The sequence below is a fragment of the Streptomyces cyaneus genome (genome assembly GCF_004028635.1).
GTDB classification, from domain to species: domain Bacteria; phylum Actinomycetota; class Actinomycetes; order Streptomycetales; family Streptomycetaceae; genus Streptomyces; species Streptomyces cyaneus.
On sequence record NZ_RQJW01000006.1, the window covers coordinates 1 to 13,463 of the forward strand.

Annotated in this window: 14 protein-coding genes and 1 rRNA gene; 12 read left to right on the forward strand and 3 right to left on the reverse strand. The window is 68.2% G+C overall.

Annotation, left to right across the window (positions count from 1 at the left end; genetic code table 11):
* The 10 genes from rrf to EHO50_RS22055 form a co-directional block, all read left to right on the forward strand.
* A 5S ribosomal RNA gene (rrf, locus tag EHO50_RS22005) occupies window positions 1–114 on the forward strand; the annotation flags it as partial.
* 76 nt (window positions 115–190) lie between these two features.
* Window positions 191–835: an HAD family hydrolase gene (locus EHO50_RS22010; protein WP_128432606.1), complete on the forward strand. Its 645-nt coding sequence runs from the start codon at window positions 191–193 to the stop codon at window positions 833–835.
* A gap of 69 nt (window positions 836–904) precedes the next feature.
* Window positions 905–1,603 carry a VC0807 family protein gene (locus tag EHO50_RS22015; RefSeq protein WP_128432608.1) on the forward strand — a complete coding sequence of 233 codons (699 nt, stop codon included), beginning with the start codon at window positions 905–907 and terminating at the stop codon, window positions 1,601–1,603.
* Window positions 1,604–1,679: 76 nt separating this feature from the next.
* Entirely contained in the window at window positions 1,680–2,918 is a 1,239-nt protein-coding gene (locus tag EHO50_RS22020) for an MFS transporter (protein WP_128432610.1), read from the forward strand.
* Entirely contained in the window at window positions 2,869–4,041 is a 1,173-nt protein-coding gene (locus EHO50_RS22025) for an acetoin utilization protein AcuC (protein ID WP_128432612.1), read from the forward strand. Before EHO50_RS22020 ends, EHO50_RS22025 begins: the two co-directional genes overlap by 50 nt.
* 685 nt (window positions 4,042–4,726) lie before the next feature.
* Window positions 4,727–5,542, forward strand: a complete 816-nt coding sequence (locus EHO50_RS22035) for a phosphatase (RefSeq protein WP_128432616.1) — start codon at window positions 4,727–4,729, stop codon at window positions 5,540–5,542.
* A 129-nt stretch (window positions 5,543–5,671) separates the two neighbouring features.
* A complete protein-coding gene (locus tag EHO50_RS22040; RefSeq protein ID WP_004984898.1) occupies window positions 5,672–5,884 on the forward strand; it encodes a helix-turn-helix domain-containing protein in 213 nt (70 codons plus the stop codon).
* A gap of 157 nt (window positions 5,885–6,041) precedes the next feature.
* The gene (locus EHO50_RS22045; RefSeq protein WP_003948845.1) at window positions 6,042–6,140 is read left to right on the forward strand and encodes a 30S ribosomal protein bS22; all 99 of its coding nucleotides are present in this window, start codon (window positions 6,042–6,044) and stop codon (window positions 6,138–6,140) included.
* A 292-nt stretch (window positions 6,141–6,432) separates the two neighbouring features.
* On the forward strand, window positions 6,433–7,494 hold the full coding sequence (locus EHO50_RS22050) for an NAD-dependent epimerase/dehydratase family protein (protein WP_128432618.1): 1,062 nt from the start codon (window positions 6,433–6,435) through the stop codon (window positions 7,492–7,494).
* 14 nt (window positions 7,495–7,508) lie between these two features.
* Window positions 7,509–8,561 carry a lysophospholipid acyltransferase family protein gene (locus EHO50_RS22055; RefSeq protein WP_128432621.1) on the forward strand — a complete coding sequence of 351 codons (1,053 nt, stop codon included), beginning with the start codon at window positions 7,509–7,511 and terminating at the stop codon, window positions 8,559–8,561.
* Between the two features lie 108 nt (window positions 8,562–8,669).
* Here EHO50_RS22055 and EHO50_RS22060 read toward each other — a convergent pair whose 3' ends face one another.
* The 3 genes from EHO50_RS22060 to EHO50_RS22075 form a co-directional block, all read right to left on the reverse strand.
* Complete coding sequence (locus tag EHO50_RS22060; protein WP_128432623.1) at window positions 8,670–9,917, reverse strand: DUF5667 domain-containing protein; 1,248 nt, start codon at window positions 9,915–9,917, stop codon at window positions 8,670–8,672.
* Window positions 9,918–10,169: 252 nt separating this feature from the next.
* A complete protein-coding gene (locus tag EHO50_RS22065) occupies window positions 10,170–10,943 on the reverse strand; it encodes an ECF subfamily RNA polymerase sigma factor, BldN family (protein WP_128432625.1) in 774 nt (257 codons plus the stop codon).
* 1,155 nt (window positions 10,944–12,098) lie between these two features.
* Window positions 12,099–13,019, reverse strand: a complete 921-nt coding sequence (locus EHO50_RS22075; protein WP_128432628.1) for an HAD family hydrolase — start codon at window positions 13,017–13,019, stop codon at window positions 12,099–12,101.
* On the opposite strand from EHO50_RS22075, the gene EHO50_RS44080 reads away from it, so the two are divergent.
* Both EHO50_RS44080 and EHO50_RS22080 read left to right on the forward strand, forming a co-directional pair.
* Window positions 13,018–13,158 (forward strand): hypothetical protein, encoded by a 141-nt coding sequence (locus EHO50_RS44080; protein WP_164904911.1) that lies wholly within the window; start codon window positions 13,018–13,020, stop codon window positions 13,156–13,158. The two genes, EHO50_RS22075 and EHO50_RS44080, sit on opposite strands and share 2 nt — an antisense overlap.
* Window positions 13,151–13,438 carry a glutaredoxin family protein gene (locus EHO50_RS22080; protein WP_128432631.1) on the forward strand — a complete coding sequence of 96 codons (288 nt, stop codon included), beginning with the start codon at window positions 13,151–13,153 and terminating at the stop codon, window positions 13,436–13,438. Before EHO50_RS44080 ends, EHO50_RS22080 begins: the two co-directional genes overlap by 8 nt.
* Window positions 13,439–13,463 lie beyond the last annotated feature (25 nt).

Genomic DNA, 13,463 nt, shown 5'->3' on the forward strand with positions numbered 1-13,463 from the left:
GGTGGTTATAGCGTGAGGGAAACGCCCGGTTACATTCCGAACCCGGAAGCTAAGCCTTACAGCGCCGATGGTACTGCAGGGGGGACCCTGTGGGAGAGTAGGACGCCGCCGAACAAATTTTGAGAAAGCCCCCGGCCGGGGATACCGGCACGGGGGCTTTCTGCATTTCGGGGTCGTTTAGGGTCTGGGTATGCGCTATGACCTCGTGATCTTCGACAATGACGGTGTGCTCGTCGACAGCGAGCCCATCTCCAACAGGCTCCTCGCCGGCTATCTCACCGAGCTCGGGCATCCGACCTCGTACGAGGAGTCCCTGCGCGACTACATGGGCGCCGCCATGCACCGCGTACACGATCTCGTGGAGGAGCGGACCGGGCGGCGGTTGCCGGAGGACTTCGACGACGTCTTTCATGGGCGGGTTTTTTCGGCCTTCGAGCGGGAGTTGGAGCCGGTGGGCGGGGCCGTCGGGGTGCTGGAGAAGTTGGCCGCGGACGGGGTGGCGTACTGCGTTGCGTCCTCCGGGAGTCATGAGCGGATTCGGGTGGGGCATCGAACCACCGGGATGGACCGGTGGTTCGATGACGGGCGGATCTTCAGTTCTCAGGATGTGGGGCGGGGGAAACCGGCGCCGGATCTGTTTCTGTATGCCGCCGAGCAGATGGGGGTCGCACCGAGTCGGTGTGTGGTGATCGAGGACAGCCCGTTGGGGGTGCAGGCGGCTGTCGCGGCCGGGATGGATGTGTATGGGTTCACCGCGATGACGCCGGCCGAGAGGCTGACAGGGGCCACTCAACTCTTCTCTGACATGGGCGAGTTGGCTGACCTGCTTGTCTGACATTTGTCATGCCGAGGTCCGGACGAACGTTTCTACTGGCGTCCGGGGGCCTGCCGCGAAGCTGAGGGCATGACGAAGAAGAAGGCCTTTGTGCCGCTCATCGTGGACGTGGCAGTGCCGCTCGGGTCGTACTACCTGTTCAAGAACGGGTTCGGGATGAGCACGCTCGCCGCGTTGGGATGGAGCAGTGTGGTGCCGGCCGTGCGGACCGGGTGGGGTGTGGTCAGGGAGCGGACGGTCAACGGGCTGGCCGTGCTGATTCTGTTCGTCAACGTGGTCGGGCTGCTGCTCAGTTTCGTTGCCGGGGATCCGCGGCTGATGCTCGTGAAGGACAGCGGGGTCAGCAGCGCGATCGGGATCGGGATCCTGGTCTCCGTGGCGATGGGCAAGCCGATGATGACCGCCGGTATGAAGCCGTGGCTGGTGAAGGGTGACGAGACACGGGAGGCCGCCTGGGCGCGGCTGCAGAGCGGGTCAGAGGACTTCCGGCGGGCCGAGCGGGTGTTCTCCGTGGTGTGGGGTGTGGTGCTGCTCGGCGAGTGTGTGGTGCGGATCCTGGGGGCGTACACGCTGCCGGTGGACACGATGGTGTGGCTGGGCACCGTCATCATGATCGGCGCCATGGTTCTCGGGTTCCTCGTCAGCGGGGCCCTGGCGGCGGGGCCGATGGCGGCCATGCTTGCCAGGGAGGTGTGTGGCAAGGGCGGCGCAGACCGCTCGGCCGCTGCCGGCCGTGCTCCCATGGCTGTGGGGGCCGTTGCCGAGTGAGTGGAAGTGAAGCTGAGGAGAATTCATCTTTGGCTGGATCTACCCACCAGTACGCCGGGGCTCTACGCTCGCCGCCATGACTGATGTGCTGCGGCGCGGTAGGGCCTCGTTGGCGTTCAGCTTCTTCGCTCAGGGTGTTGCCTTCGCGCTGCTCGTGACCCGCATTCCGGCCATTCAGGACCGGTACGGGGTCTCCGACGCGCTGCTGCCCGCCTTCCTCGCTGCGGTCCCGATCCTGGCCGGCGTCGGGAGTGTGACGACCGAGCGGCTGGTGAAGCGGATACCGCCGAGCCGGCTGCTGCGGTGGTCCCAGCCCGTCGTGCTCCTGGCGCTGCTCGAGGTCGGGGCGGGGCAGCGGATGGTCGAACTGGGGATCGCGCTAGCGGTGTTCGGGCTGGCCGTGGGTGTGCTCGACGCCTCGATGAACATGCTCGGGGTGAGCCTGCAGCGGTCGTACGGGCGCAGCATCATGCTCAGTTTTCATGCGGTGTACAGCCTGGGCGGGATTGTGGGGGCCTCGTTGGCCTGGGCGGGGGCGCACTGGGATCTGGCGCTCGTCGTGTCGTATCTGCCGGTCGTCGTGGTGTTGCTGCCGGCCGCGCTGGTGGGGAGTCGGTGGTACGTCGACGGGACGGCCGTACGTGTCGAGGGGGCCGTGCGGGTGGAGGGTGAGCTCGGGGGTGCGGGGCGGTCCGTCGCCTCCAGGGCGCTGCTGCCGCTGTGTCTGGTGATGACCTTCGCGTATATCGGGGACTCGACCGTCTCCAACTGGAGTGCGAAGTATCTGCAGGACGTGCTGGGGAGTTCGGAGCAGCTGGCCACCGTGCCGTACAACGTCTACATGGTGACCACCCTGCTGGGGCGGGCCATCGGGGACTTCGGGGTGCGGAGGTTCGGGGCTGTCGCGGTCGTGCGGATGGGGGCGGTGGTCGCGGCCGTCGGGTTCGCGGTGGTGGCCGGGGCGCCCGGGGCGTGGGTCGGGATGCTGGGGTTCACGCTGCTGGGGCTCGGGCTGTGTGTGCTGGTGCCTCAGACGTTCGCGGCGGCGGGGCGGCTTGCGACGGGTCCGGGCGGTTCGGATGCGGCCATCGCGCGGCTCAATGTGTTCAATTACGTGGGGTTTTTGATCGGTTCGCCTTTGGTGGGGGCGCTGGGCGATGCGTGGAACTATCGCGGGGCCATGCTTGTGCCGATGGTGTTGGTGCTGGTGACGCTTGTGTACGCCCGGTCGTTCGCCGCTCAACCGGACCGATACGGTGACGGGCATGAGCGGCCGCGCACAGCTGATGTGGGACGAGGCAGTAACGGGCTATGACTTCGGCCGGGACCATCCGATGGACCCGGTTCGGCTTGCCCTGACCAGGAGACTCGTCGATGCCTTCGGGCTGGACAAGGACGTGGACGTCGTCGCGGCGCAGCCGGCCGGGGAGTCGACGTTGCGGCTGGTCCATCGGCAGGACTACATCGAGGCCGTGAAGGCGGCCTCGGTCGATCCGGGGGCGGCGGACCAGTCGTACGGGCTCGGGACCATGGACGATCCCGCCTTCGTCGGGATGCACGAGGTGTCGGCGCTCATCGCCGGGCAGTCGGTGGGGGCGGCGGAGGCCGTGTGGCGGGGGGAGGCGCTGCATGCGGTGAACTTCGCGGGTGGGTTGCATCATGCGATGCCGGGGGGCGCGTCGGGTTTCTGTATCTACAACGATGCCTCGTTGGCTATTGCTCGGCTGTTGGAGCTGGGGGCCGAGCGGGTCGCGTACATCGATGTGGATGTGCATCACGGGGATGGGGTGCAGGCGGCGTTCTGGGACGATCCGCGGGTGCTGACGGTTTCGTTGCATGAGCATCCTCGTACGTTGTTTCCGCAGACCGGGTGGCCTGAGGAGACCGGGGGTGAGTCCGCGGCGGGGTCGGCCGTGAATGTGGCGTTGCCTGCTGGGACCGGGGATGCGGGGTGGCTGCGGGCGTTCCATGCCGTGGTGCCGGAGTTGATCGCTGACTTTCGGCCGCAGGTGTTGGTGACCCAGCACGGGGCTGACACACATTTTGAGGATCCCCTGGCTCATCTTGCTGTTTCGCTGGATGCGCAGCGCGCTGTGCAGGTGGCCTGTCATGACCTGGCGCACGAGTATGCGGGTGGGAAGTGGGTCGCGCTGGGTGGGGGTGGGTACGCCGTGGTGGAGGTTGTGCCGCGGTCGTGGACGCATCTGGTGGGGATTGCTGCGGGGCGGGCGATCGAGCCTGCGGCGATGATTCCGGAGGGGTGGCGGCAGGAGGTCTTTGCGCGGACTCGGCAGTTGGGGCCGGCGCGGATGACTGATGGGCGGTGGCCTGTCTCGTGGGCTGACTGGGAGGCGGGGTACGACCCTGCGGATCGGCTGGATCAGGCGGTGCTGGCGACTCGTAAGGCGGTGTTTCCGTTGCGGGGGATGTTGGCGTAGGTGGGGGTGGGTGCTGGGAGGGTTTTCGCCCCCGCCGCCCCTACCCTTCCCGTCCTCCAGGGGCTGCCGCCCCTTCGACCCCGCCGTCCTGGGGGCCTGCGGCCCCCAGACCCCCGCTTCGGCCCTGAAGGGGCCTCGTCCTCAAACGCCGGACGGGCTGGATGATGCGGGCCGGCGCTGGGACGTGACCGTCCGTGCCGTGGGGCAGAGCCCTCAGCGGGTGGGTGGGGGTTCGGGGTGGCGGTGCTCGGACGCTGGACGGGCTGGATTGCCTGGGCCGGTGTCGAGAGGTGAGGGCCCCTACGGGTGGGTGAGGGTTCGGGGTGGCGGTGCTCGTCCTCGGACGCCGGACGGGCTGGATGATGCTGGCCGGCGTCGAGAGGTGAGGGTCCCTACGGGTGGGTGGGGGATTGGGATGATGGTGCTCGGCCTCGGACGCCGGACGGGCTGAAATACCTGGGCCGGCGTCTCAAAGTGCAGCCCCTAGTCGGGTGGGTGGGGGAGCGGGGTGGCCCTATGGCCGGCTGTGCCGTACTGGGAAGTGGCCGTCAGTGTTGTGAGGCGGAGACTTCAGGGGGTGCCGTCTGTGTTCTGGCGGAGGTGTTCCGCGGTCTCATTAGCCCAACTGTGCGGTGTTTTCCCGTTCCCACGTCTCCGTGGGCTTCCGTGCGTCACCATCGCTCTCGTGTTGAGTGCCGGAGCCCTTCGTGCGCATCTTCTGGCCGCTCGGCTTGCCGGGGTCGTGGCCACCTCTCGGGAGGAGAGCCTCAGGAGTTATCGGCTTTTTGCTGCTCGCGATCCCCGTGTGCTCATCGGGCTCGATCCTGAAGGGGCCTGGCGGCAGCGGGATTTGATCGGGTTGATGGCGGCGAGGTGTGGGGTTTCGGCCGATCCGGGGTGTGTATCCGGCCTTGATGTGATCGATCCTGGGCGGACTTTGGTCGCTCTGGATGCCTTCGCCGATCGGGTCGGTGCTGCCGCCCAGCGCAGCGAGCCCGTGCTGCTCGGTACCGGGCATCCGCATCGGCTGCTCGGTTTCTACGCCGCCTTGGCGGACGCGTTGTCGGCGGCGGGATGTGCCGTCCTCACCCCCGCGCATGGTCGCTGTGTCGACATAACGACCCGGTTCGGCCTACGCACGTACAACCTTGACTACGTACGAGGAGTCGCGTTGGTGCGGGAACCCGGCGCTCCGAGCACCGGGCGTGAGACCGGCGCACACTCGCACTCACCGCTCCCGGTTCGTACCGCGCTGGCTGCCGCGGCGGAGGCCGGCGGGCCGTTGCCGGAGCTGGTGATCGGGGATCACGGTTGGGTCTGCGGGGCAGGTCAGCTGGGGTTTGAGGCCATTGGTCTTGCCGATACGGATGACCCCGCGCTCTTTGTGGGAGAGGCCGAGGGGGTCGTGTCCGTCGTCGTTCCACTTGATGACGGTGTGCGGTCTGATTACTACCGGCCGCTTACCCGCTACGTACTCAATCGAGCGTGTCTGTCACAGTAGGTCGCCGATGGCTGCACCTCTTCCCCACTCGCATCACCCGCCCCTACATTGGGGAGTGAGCACGCAGCGACGAAGAGTCACCGGAAGGGGAAGCCGGTGGCCGTCGAGTGCGGAAGGTTCAGGTGTGTCATGGCTGCAGCTGGCGAGAGGCCTCTGAACGAGGTTCAGTTCCTTACCGTGGCGGAAGTCGCCTCGGTGATGCGAGTGTCGAAGATGACCGTGTACCGGTTGGTGCACAGCGGTCATCTGCCCGCGATCCGGGTCGGACGTTCGTTCCGTGTCCCGGAGCAAGCGGTTCACGAATATCTCCGCGAGAGCTACGTGGGGGTGGAAACCGCCTGACGGCAGTGGGCGAGGGGGGATCCTCAGGGCACTTCAGGATTCCCCCGAGTCCCCTCGATTACGACCTCAGCGCTTGGGCGGGTAGGCTAGCCCCTCGTAGGTCGTGTGGGCCCATGGCGCCCAAACACCGAGTGATGAGAAGTGAGCGAGGGTAGTCGTGGGCTCTGTTATCAAGAAGCGGCGCAAGCGGATGGCCAAGAAGAAGCACCGCAAGCTGCTCAAGCGCACGCGCGTTCAGCGTCGCAACAAGAAGTAAGCGCTGCGCGCCGCGAAAGTGGCGTGCTTTGTGGCCCCCCACCAGATCCGAGATCAGGTGGGGGGCCACACGTGTATCGCGGTCACGTGGACCGGTTTGGGCGAGGTCGCTGTGCGAAGGGTCGAACGCTGTGCATATGACTGGACAGAGGGGGTGAGCCGTCTGGTCGTACGCATGGAATTCTCGTCACTTCATGCATTGGGCGGTCATCACAGCGCAACATCAACCCGCTAAGTTGGCCGCACACGGGGAACTCGGCAGGGGTACGAGTGCTGGAAGGAAGGCGCTGATCTTGGGCAAGGTCGTGCTCGTGACCGGAGTGGCCCGTCAACTGGGGGGCCGTTTCGTACGACGCATCCAGCGGGACCCACAGGTGGACCGGGTGGTCGCCGTGGACGCGGTTCCGCCCGAGCATCATCTGGGCGGTGCCGACTTCATCCAGGCCGACATCCGGCAGCCCACCATCGCGCGGGTACTGGCCGAGAGCGGCGCCGACACCGTCGTACACATGGACGTGACCGGTACCGCGCTGGGCAGTGGCAGCCGGACCACGGTCAAGGAGACCAACGTCATCGGGACGATGCAGTTGCTGGGCGCCTGCCAGAAGTCCCCCAACGTCAAGCGGCTCGTGGTCAAGTCCAGTACGAACGTGTACGGATCCGCGCCCCGCGACCCGGCCGTCTTCACCGAGACCACCCCGCCCAAGTCCCTGCCCAGCGGCGGCTTCGCCAAGGACGCCGTCGAGGTGGAGGGTTATGTGCGCGGGTTCGCGCGGCGGCGGCCGGACGTTGCCGTGTGTGTGCTTCGGTTCGCCAACATCCTCGGGCCCACCGCGGACACGCCGCTCGCCTCGTACTTCTCGCTGCCGGTCCTGCCGACCGTGTTCGGCTACGACCCGCGGCTGCAGTTCGTGCACGAGTACGACGTGATCGAGGTGCTGCGCATCGCCTCGCACGAGCCGGAGCGGGGCACGCTCAACAGCGGCACCTTCAACATCGCCGGCGACGGCGTCCTGCTCCTCTCGCAGTGCTCACGGCGCCTCGGTCGCCCCACCGTGCCGCTCCTGCTCCCCGCGGTCACCTGGGCGGGCTCCCTGGTGCGTACGCTGGGCATGTCGGACTTCTCGCCCGAGCAGATCAGGCTGCTCACGCACGGCCGGGTGGTGTCGACGGACCAGATGCGAGAGACGCTGGGATACAAGCCGAAGTACACGACTGCGGAGACGTTCGCGGACTTCGCGAAGAGCCGCGGTCCCGGACTCCTGCCGCCGGAGGCCCTTGCGGGGGCCGTCGACCGGATCGCCGCGCTGCCCGTCCTGGGCGGCGGCAACCTCCCGACGCAGAGCGCCAACTGAGGAGCGCATCAACGATGGCGGACGCCAAGGTCATTCCGTTCGACGACGACCGGTCCCGTGGGAGCGCCGTACAGCGGCCGCAGCGGCGCCGGAGCGCGGGGAGCCGGCGCAAGAACGGTGAATCCGCGCTGGTACGCGAGGTCCAGCCCCTCCCCGGACGGTCCTTCGCGCAGGATGATGTTCCTGTGACACGTGAGGAACAGCCGCCCCAGAAGCCCCAGGACGACGGCGGCCTGGAGCGGCGCATCGCGAGCGGCCTGGCCTTCCTGCGCCGCCGCCTCACGGGGGACTACGAGGTCGACGACTTCGGGTACGACGAGGAGCTCACCGACCAGGTCCTGATGTCCCTGCTGCGCCCGGTGTACGAGAACTACTTCCGGGTCGAGGTGAAGGGCGTGGAGAACATCCCGTCCGAGGGCGGCGCGCTGATCGTCGCCAACCACTCCGGGACGCTGCCGCTGGACGGCTTGATGATGCAGGTCGCCGTGCACGACCAGCACCCGGCGGGCAGGCATCTGCGGCTGCTCGCGGCCGACCTGGTCTTCATGCTGCCCGTGGTCAACGAACTCGCCCGCAAGCTCGGCCACACCCTGGCCTGCGCCGAGGACGCCGAGCGGCTGCTGGGCCAGGGCGAGCTGGTCGGTGTGATGCCGGAGGGCTTCAAGGGCATCGGCAAGCCCTTCTCCGAGCGCTACAAGCTGCAGCGCTTCGGCCGCGGCGGCTTCGTCTCCACGGCCCTGCGCCAGGGCACCCCGATCATCCCGTGCTCGATCGTCGGCGCGGAGGAGATCTACCCGATGATCGGCAACGCGAAGACCCTGGCCCGTCTGCTCGGCTTCCCGTACTTCCCGCTCACGCCGACCTTCCCGTGGCTGGGCCCGCTGGGCGCGATCCCTCTCCCGACCAAGTGGACGATCCAGTTCGGCGAGCCGATCCCCACGGACGGCTATCCGCCGGAGGCCGCCGAGGACCCGATGCTGATGTTCAACCTGACCGACCAGGTCAGGGAGCAGATCCAGCACACGCTGTACAAGTTGCTGGTGCAGCGGCGGTCTGTCTTCTTCTGACAGGCGGTCTTGTTTCTTCCGACGTACGAAGCGTTGGTACGACGACGGGGGCCCCTCACACGAGGGGCCCCCGTCGTCGTACGACTCGGACTCGCTGCTCTGCGGGCGCTAGTTCGCGTCCTCGCCCTCGATGCCCAGGCCGGGGAGCAGGCCCGGGAGCAGTGGTGGCAGGGTGACGGCGGGCTCGGTGCTGGGGGCCGATGTGGAGGGTGAGGTGCCGGTGCCGCTGGTGTCCTTCGGGGGGTCGAGCAGGCCGCCGGTGTTTCCGCCGAGCAGGCCCTCGCTCTCGCTGCCGGAGCTCTCGGCCGAATTGCTGGGGCGGCTGGACCGGTTGCCGTCGGAGGAGCCGCTGCCGCCGGCGCTGGGGTGGGCCGATCGGTCGGAGCCGGATGTACCGGTCGACGCCGATCCGGAACCGCCCCGCCGCTTGCCGTCGCCGCCCTGCGCCGGAGTCGGCGGGAGGAGGGACTGCAGTGGGGCGACCTCTTCGTCTATGGCGTCGAACACCGACGACACCTGGTCACTGACGTCCCCGAGCTGGAGGGGAAGCCGCTCGCGGAGGTGGCCCCACACCTCGCGGTGGGAGCGTGAGAAGGCGGAGAGGGCCTGGATGGGCCCCAGGGAGCCCGGATCGCGCTCGTACGCCTCACGGAGCAGGCGATGCCCCTCCGAGGCGTCGTGGCGCATGCCGGACAGGGCGCGACGGATCTCGGCTAGCGACTCATGGTCGAGCTGTCCGCCGCGATCACGCTCCATCAGCCGCCGGGCCTCGCTCAGCCGGGTGGAGGCCTGGTCGAGATACGTTCGCCCGCGCTCGTCGTCCCCGTCGGCCATGACATTGAGCTTGAAGTCCTCGATGCCGCGCTTGAGGGGATAGAGAGAGTCACCGGGCAGGGCGTCCGAACTCGCCGCGGCCACTCCACCGAAGGCTCCCGCGGCGACACCGACGCTGAGCCCGCCCGCAGCCAGGCCTTTCGTCAGCCGTGAACGCGGCCGCAACTTCCCCAGCGGGGACGCCCGGTGGGCGCCCGGTGCCCGATTCGAGCGCTGCCCGGGTACGGCGGGATCCGCCTCGCCCCCCGCCGTGCCCTCCTGCAGCATGGCCTCCATCGCGGCGACGAGCTGGGCCCGCTGAACGACCTTGACCTCGGGGTCGAGCACGGGCTTGGGCAGCTCGTCCAGACTCGCGGTGACGGCCAACAGGCGCCCCTGCTCGGTCTGTTCCGCAGCAACCGATGCTGGTGCCGATCCATCGGACTGCTCGGCCTGCCCGGCCGCCGAGCCCCGGTCGGTCAGCTCCTCCAGGGCCTGGGCGAAGGCGTTCGCCCGCCGGTGCGCCGATACGTTCGCGATCACTGGCGGCACCTCCTCTCGTGATGACGGTCGACTCCCCAGGGGGTCCTGAGGGTTGCACGCCCTGACCAAAACCACACGATCGAGTGATCGAAGTCGGCCAGGGAGTGACCACAGGGAGCCTGCATCCCGCACAACGAGCGGCTTGGCACTTGGGTTACGGACGGAGGATGAACGGACCGCGAAGTCAACAGACTGTCACCGATGGTGAGTTGAGGGTTGCGGAGAGTGCTGTTTCGAAGGGGGGTGGCGGGCTCAGCGCACGTCGTCCGGGAGCAGCCGGGCGAGGGTGCGCACGGCCCGGTACTGGAGGGTCTTGATGGCGCCCTCGTTCTTGCCCATGACGCGGGCGGTCTCGGCGACGGAGAGGCCCTGGAGGAAACGGAGGGTGACGCACTCCTGCTGCTGCGGGTTGAGGCGTCGTACGGCGTCGAGCAGTGCGGCGTTGGAGAGCGACTCGAGGACGGAGTCCTCGGGGGAGCGCTCGACCTCGTTGGCGTCGAGCATCTCCCCGGTGGTCACCTCCAGCCGGAACCGGCTGGACTTGAAGTGGTCGGCGACGAGGTTGCGGGCGATGGTCACGAGCCATGCCCCGAAGTCCCGTCCCTGCCAGGTGAAGGTGCCGATGCGGCGGAGTGCCCGAAGGAAGGTCTCGCTCGTTAGGTCCTCGGCGGTGGCCTTCCCTCCGACTCGGTAGTAGATGTAGCGATAGACGGTGTCGCTGTATTGGTCGTAGAGCCGTCCGAACGCGTCGGCCTCGCCGGCCTGTGCGCGTTCCACGAGATCCATCATTCGAGCGCTGTCGCTGTCGGCGGCAGGCCGACGAGCGGTTGCCGCACCGGCCGAGCGTCCCCGTCTGCCGACGGCGGCGCTGCCGTCGGCGAGCGCGTAGCACGGGCCTACGGGTGCGCTGGTTACGGCGAGGGCGGGGACGGCGTACGCGGTGGGGACGAAGCCGCGCAACAGGTCTTTGACCGTTGCGCGCAGCGTAGCCAGGCCCGAGGCGTCAACCCCGACGTGTGGGTACACGGGACTCCCAGAGGCAGAGCTTCCATCACGTGCAGTGCGGGACCGTTCACCCGTCGTAGCGACGGAGGGGTACCGGTTTGCGTCTGAGGAGAATAACGCTTCGTGCAGGCACTGCTACGCCCAGTTGCTCAAATCACCGATTGCGTCTCTTCTGTAACCGATTGACGCCCGATCAAGTGCCGGAGAGTGACCGGTTGTTGATCGAAGTCGTCCGTGTTCCGGCTTACTCCGGGGCGTGTTGTGGCCGTGTGCAGCCAAGGGGACTGGACAGGGGGTTGTGGGGGTATGGGGTGCGGATTGGCTGTTCGGCCGGGCGTGGCCCAAGAACGGTCCTCGCCCCCGCCGCCCCTACCCTTCCCGTCCTCCAGGGGCTGCCGCCCCTTCGACCCCGCCGTCCTGGGGGGGGCTGCGGCCCCCAGACCCCCGCTTCGGCCCTGAAGGGGCCTCGTCCTCAAACGCCGGACGGGCTGGATTGACTGGGCCGGCGCCGGGACGTGACCGTCCGTGCCGTGGGGCAGAGCCCTCAGCGGGTGGGTGGGGGTTTGGGATGGCGGTGCTCGTCCTTGGACGGCGGACGGGCTGGATTGACTGGGCCGGCGCTGGGACGTGACCGTCCGTGCCGTGGGGTAGAGCCCTCAGCGGGTGGGTGGGGGTTTGGGATGGCGGTGCTCGTCCTCGGGCGGCGGACGGTCCGAGCTGGGCTGGAAGCCGCAGGTGGGGGTTCGGGATGGTGGTGCTCGTGACTGTCAGTGCCGGGAGGGCCGGTTCGCGTTGCCGGGTTCGGCGCCGGAAGGGGAACCCTCAGTGTCGTCAGGCGAGCCCGCTGCACGCCGACGGGGTGGCCCGTAGCCCCCATGGTCCCGCGGTCGCGTACGGCGGGAAGAGGACGTGTCGGGGAGTGTCCGCCCGCAGTGGCCGGCGTCAACACGCAGCACGTCTTGGCTTAAGGGGGCCGCCGGTCCGAGGACGGACACCCCCGGCGCGGCCCCGACCCACCCACCCACCGACCGTTGGCGCTACGCGCACCCCCACTGGACGGCAACGGGCTGCCGCAGGCATCCACCGGCAACTCTCACCCGCGCAGGCCCGCCGACCTAACCGGGAGAGGCTCCCGCAAGCAACACCGGTCCAGTCGCCGGAGGGCTCGGCCGCTCGCTACCGTCGGCGCTTGTGCAGTGCGATCGCCGCAGCCGTTCCGCCGGCCACCGCTCCCACCCCCGCGGCCGCCGGGATGCCGACCTTCGCTGCCTTTCGGCCTGTGCGGTAGTCGCGTAGGCGCCAGTCCAGCTTGCGGGCGTGTTTGCGGAGCTTGGTGTCGGGGTTGATGGCGTAGGGGTGGCCGACCAGGGAGAGCATCGGGATGTCGTTGTGCGAGTCGCTGTACGCCGCGCAGCGGGAGAGGTCCAGGCCCTCTGCCGAGGCAAGGGCGCGCACCGCCTCCGCCTTCGCCGGGCCGTGGAGGGGTTCGCCGACCAGCTTGCCCGTGTAGACGCCGTCCACTGATTCCGCCACCGTGCCCAGGGCGCCGGTGAGGCCGAGGCGGCGGGCGATCACCTGGGCGATCTCCACGGGGGCCGCCGTCACCAGCCAGACCTTCTGGCCCGCGTCCAGGTGTGCCTGGGCGAGGGCGCGCGTGCCGGGCCAGATGCGCTCGGCCATGTACTCGTCGTAGATCTCCTCGCCGATCGACTGGAGCTCGGCGACGCGGTGGCCCTTCACGATGGAGAGGGCCGAGTCGCGGGCCTCCTGCATGTGCTCGGGGTCCTCGACGCCCGCCAGCCTGAACCACGCCTGCTGCCAGGCGAACTTGGCGAGGTCGCGTGTCTCGAAGAACTTCCGCTTGTACAGGCCCCGCCCGAAGTGGAAGAGGGCGGCACCTTGCATCACGGTGTTGTCCAGGTCGAAGAACGCGGCGGCCTTGTCGTCGCCGAGTACCGGGAACTCCGGTTCGGCGTCGGAGACCTCCGTCGTCTCCTGCGACGACTTGCGCGCTGCCTCCGCCGAAGCCTCGCCAGCCAACACGCTCCGCGCCGTGGCGGAGCGCCTACGGGGAGTGAGCCATCCAAGAGCGGCCATGACCGTGAGCATAGCCAGTTTGTTCGGTGCTTCCGGAGTCGAGAGGTTTGAAGGTTGTGAACTCTCCGCGACCGCGCAGTTAAACAGCGTGGTGGTGCATCCGTTCGGCCCGCGGGTGTCGGCGCGCGAGAATGGCTGACATGAGTCCTCTGTTTCGTCGTGCCACGGCCAAGTCCCCCCAGGACCGGCTCGTCACCCTCATCGGAAAGCCGGACTGTCATCTGTGTGATGACGCACAGATCGTCGTCGAGAAGGTCTGTGCCGAGCTGGGGGTTCCGTGGGAGCTGAAGGACATCAACCAGGACCCCCAACTCCACGAGCAGTACTGGGAACAGATCCCCGTCGTCCTCGTCGACGGCGCCCAGCACACCTTCTGGCGCGTGAACGAGAATCGCCTCCGCAAAGCACTGACTGAGTAGTCCAACTGGTCCGGGAAGTCGCTTA

Bases quoted from the DNA above. Each gene is read 5' to 3' on its own strand.
- EHO50_RS22025 (WP_128432612.1), top strand. From the start codon at position 2,869: ATGAGCGGCCGCGCACAGCTGATGTGGGACGAGGCAGTAACGGGCTAT.
- EHO50_RS22015 (WP_128432608.1), top strand. From the start codon at position 905: ATGACGAAGAAGAAGGCCTTTGTGCCGCTCATCGTGGACGTGGCAGTG.
- EHO50_RS22020 (WP_128432610.1), top strand. From the start codon at position 1,680: ATGACTGATGTGCTGCGGCGCGGTAGGGCCTCGTTGGCGTTCAGCTTC.
- EHO50_RS22010 (WP_128432606.1), top strand. From the start codon at position 191: ATGCGCTATGACCTCGTGATCTTCGACAATGACGGTGTGCTCGTCGAC.
- EHO50_RS22075 (WP_128432628.1), bottom strand. From the start codon at position 13,019: ATGGCCGCTCTTGGATGGCTCACTCCCCGTAGGCGCTCCGCCACGGCG.
- EHO50_RS22080 (WP_128432631.1), top strand. From the start codon at position 13,151: ATGGCTGACATGAGTCCTCTGTTTCGTCGTGCCACGGCCAAGTCCCCC.
- EHO50_RS22040 (WP_004984898.1), top strand. From the start codon at position 5,672: ATGGCTGCAGCTGGCGAGAGGCCTCTGAACGAGGTTCAGTTCCTTACC.
- EHO50_RS44080 (WP_164904911.1), top strand. From the start codon at position 13,018: ATGACCGTGAGCATAGCCAGTTTGTTCGGTGCTTCCGGAGTCGAGAGG.
- EHO50_RS22055 (WP_128432621.1), top strand. From the start codon at position 7,509: ATGGCGGACGCCAAGGTCATTCCGTTCGACGACGACCGGTCCCGTGGG.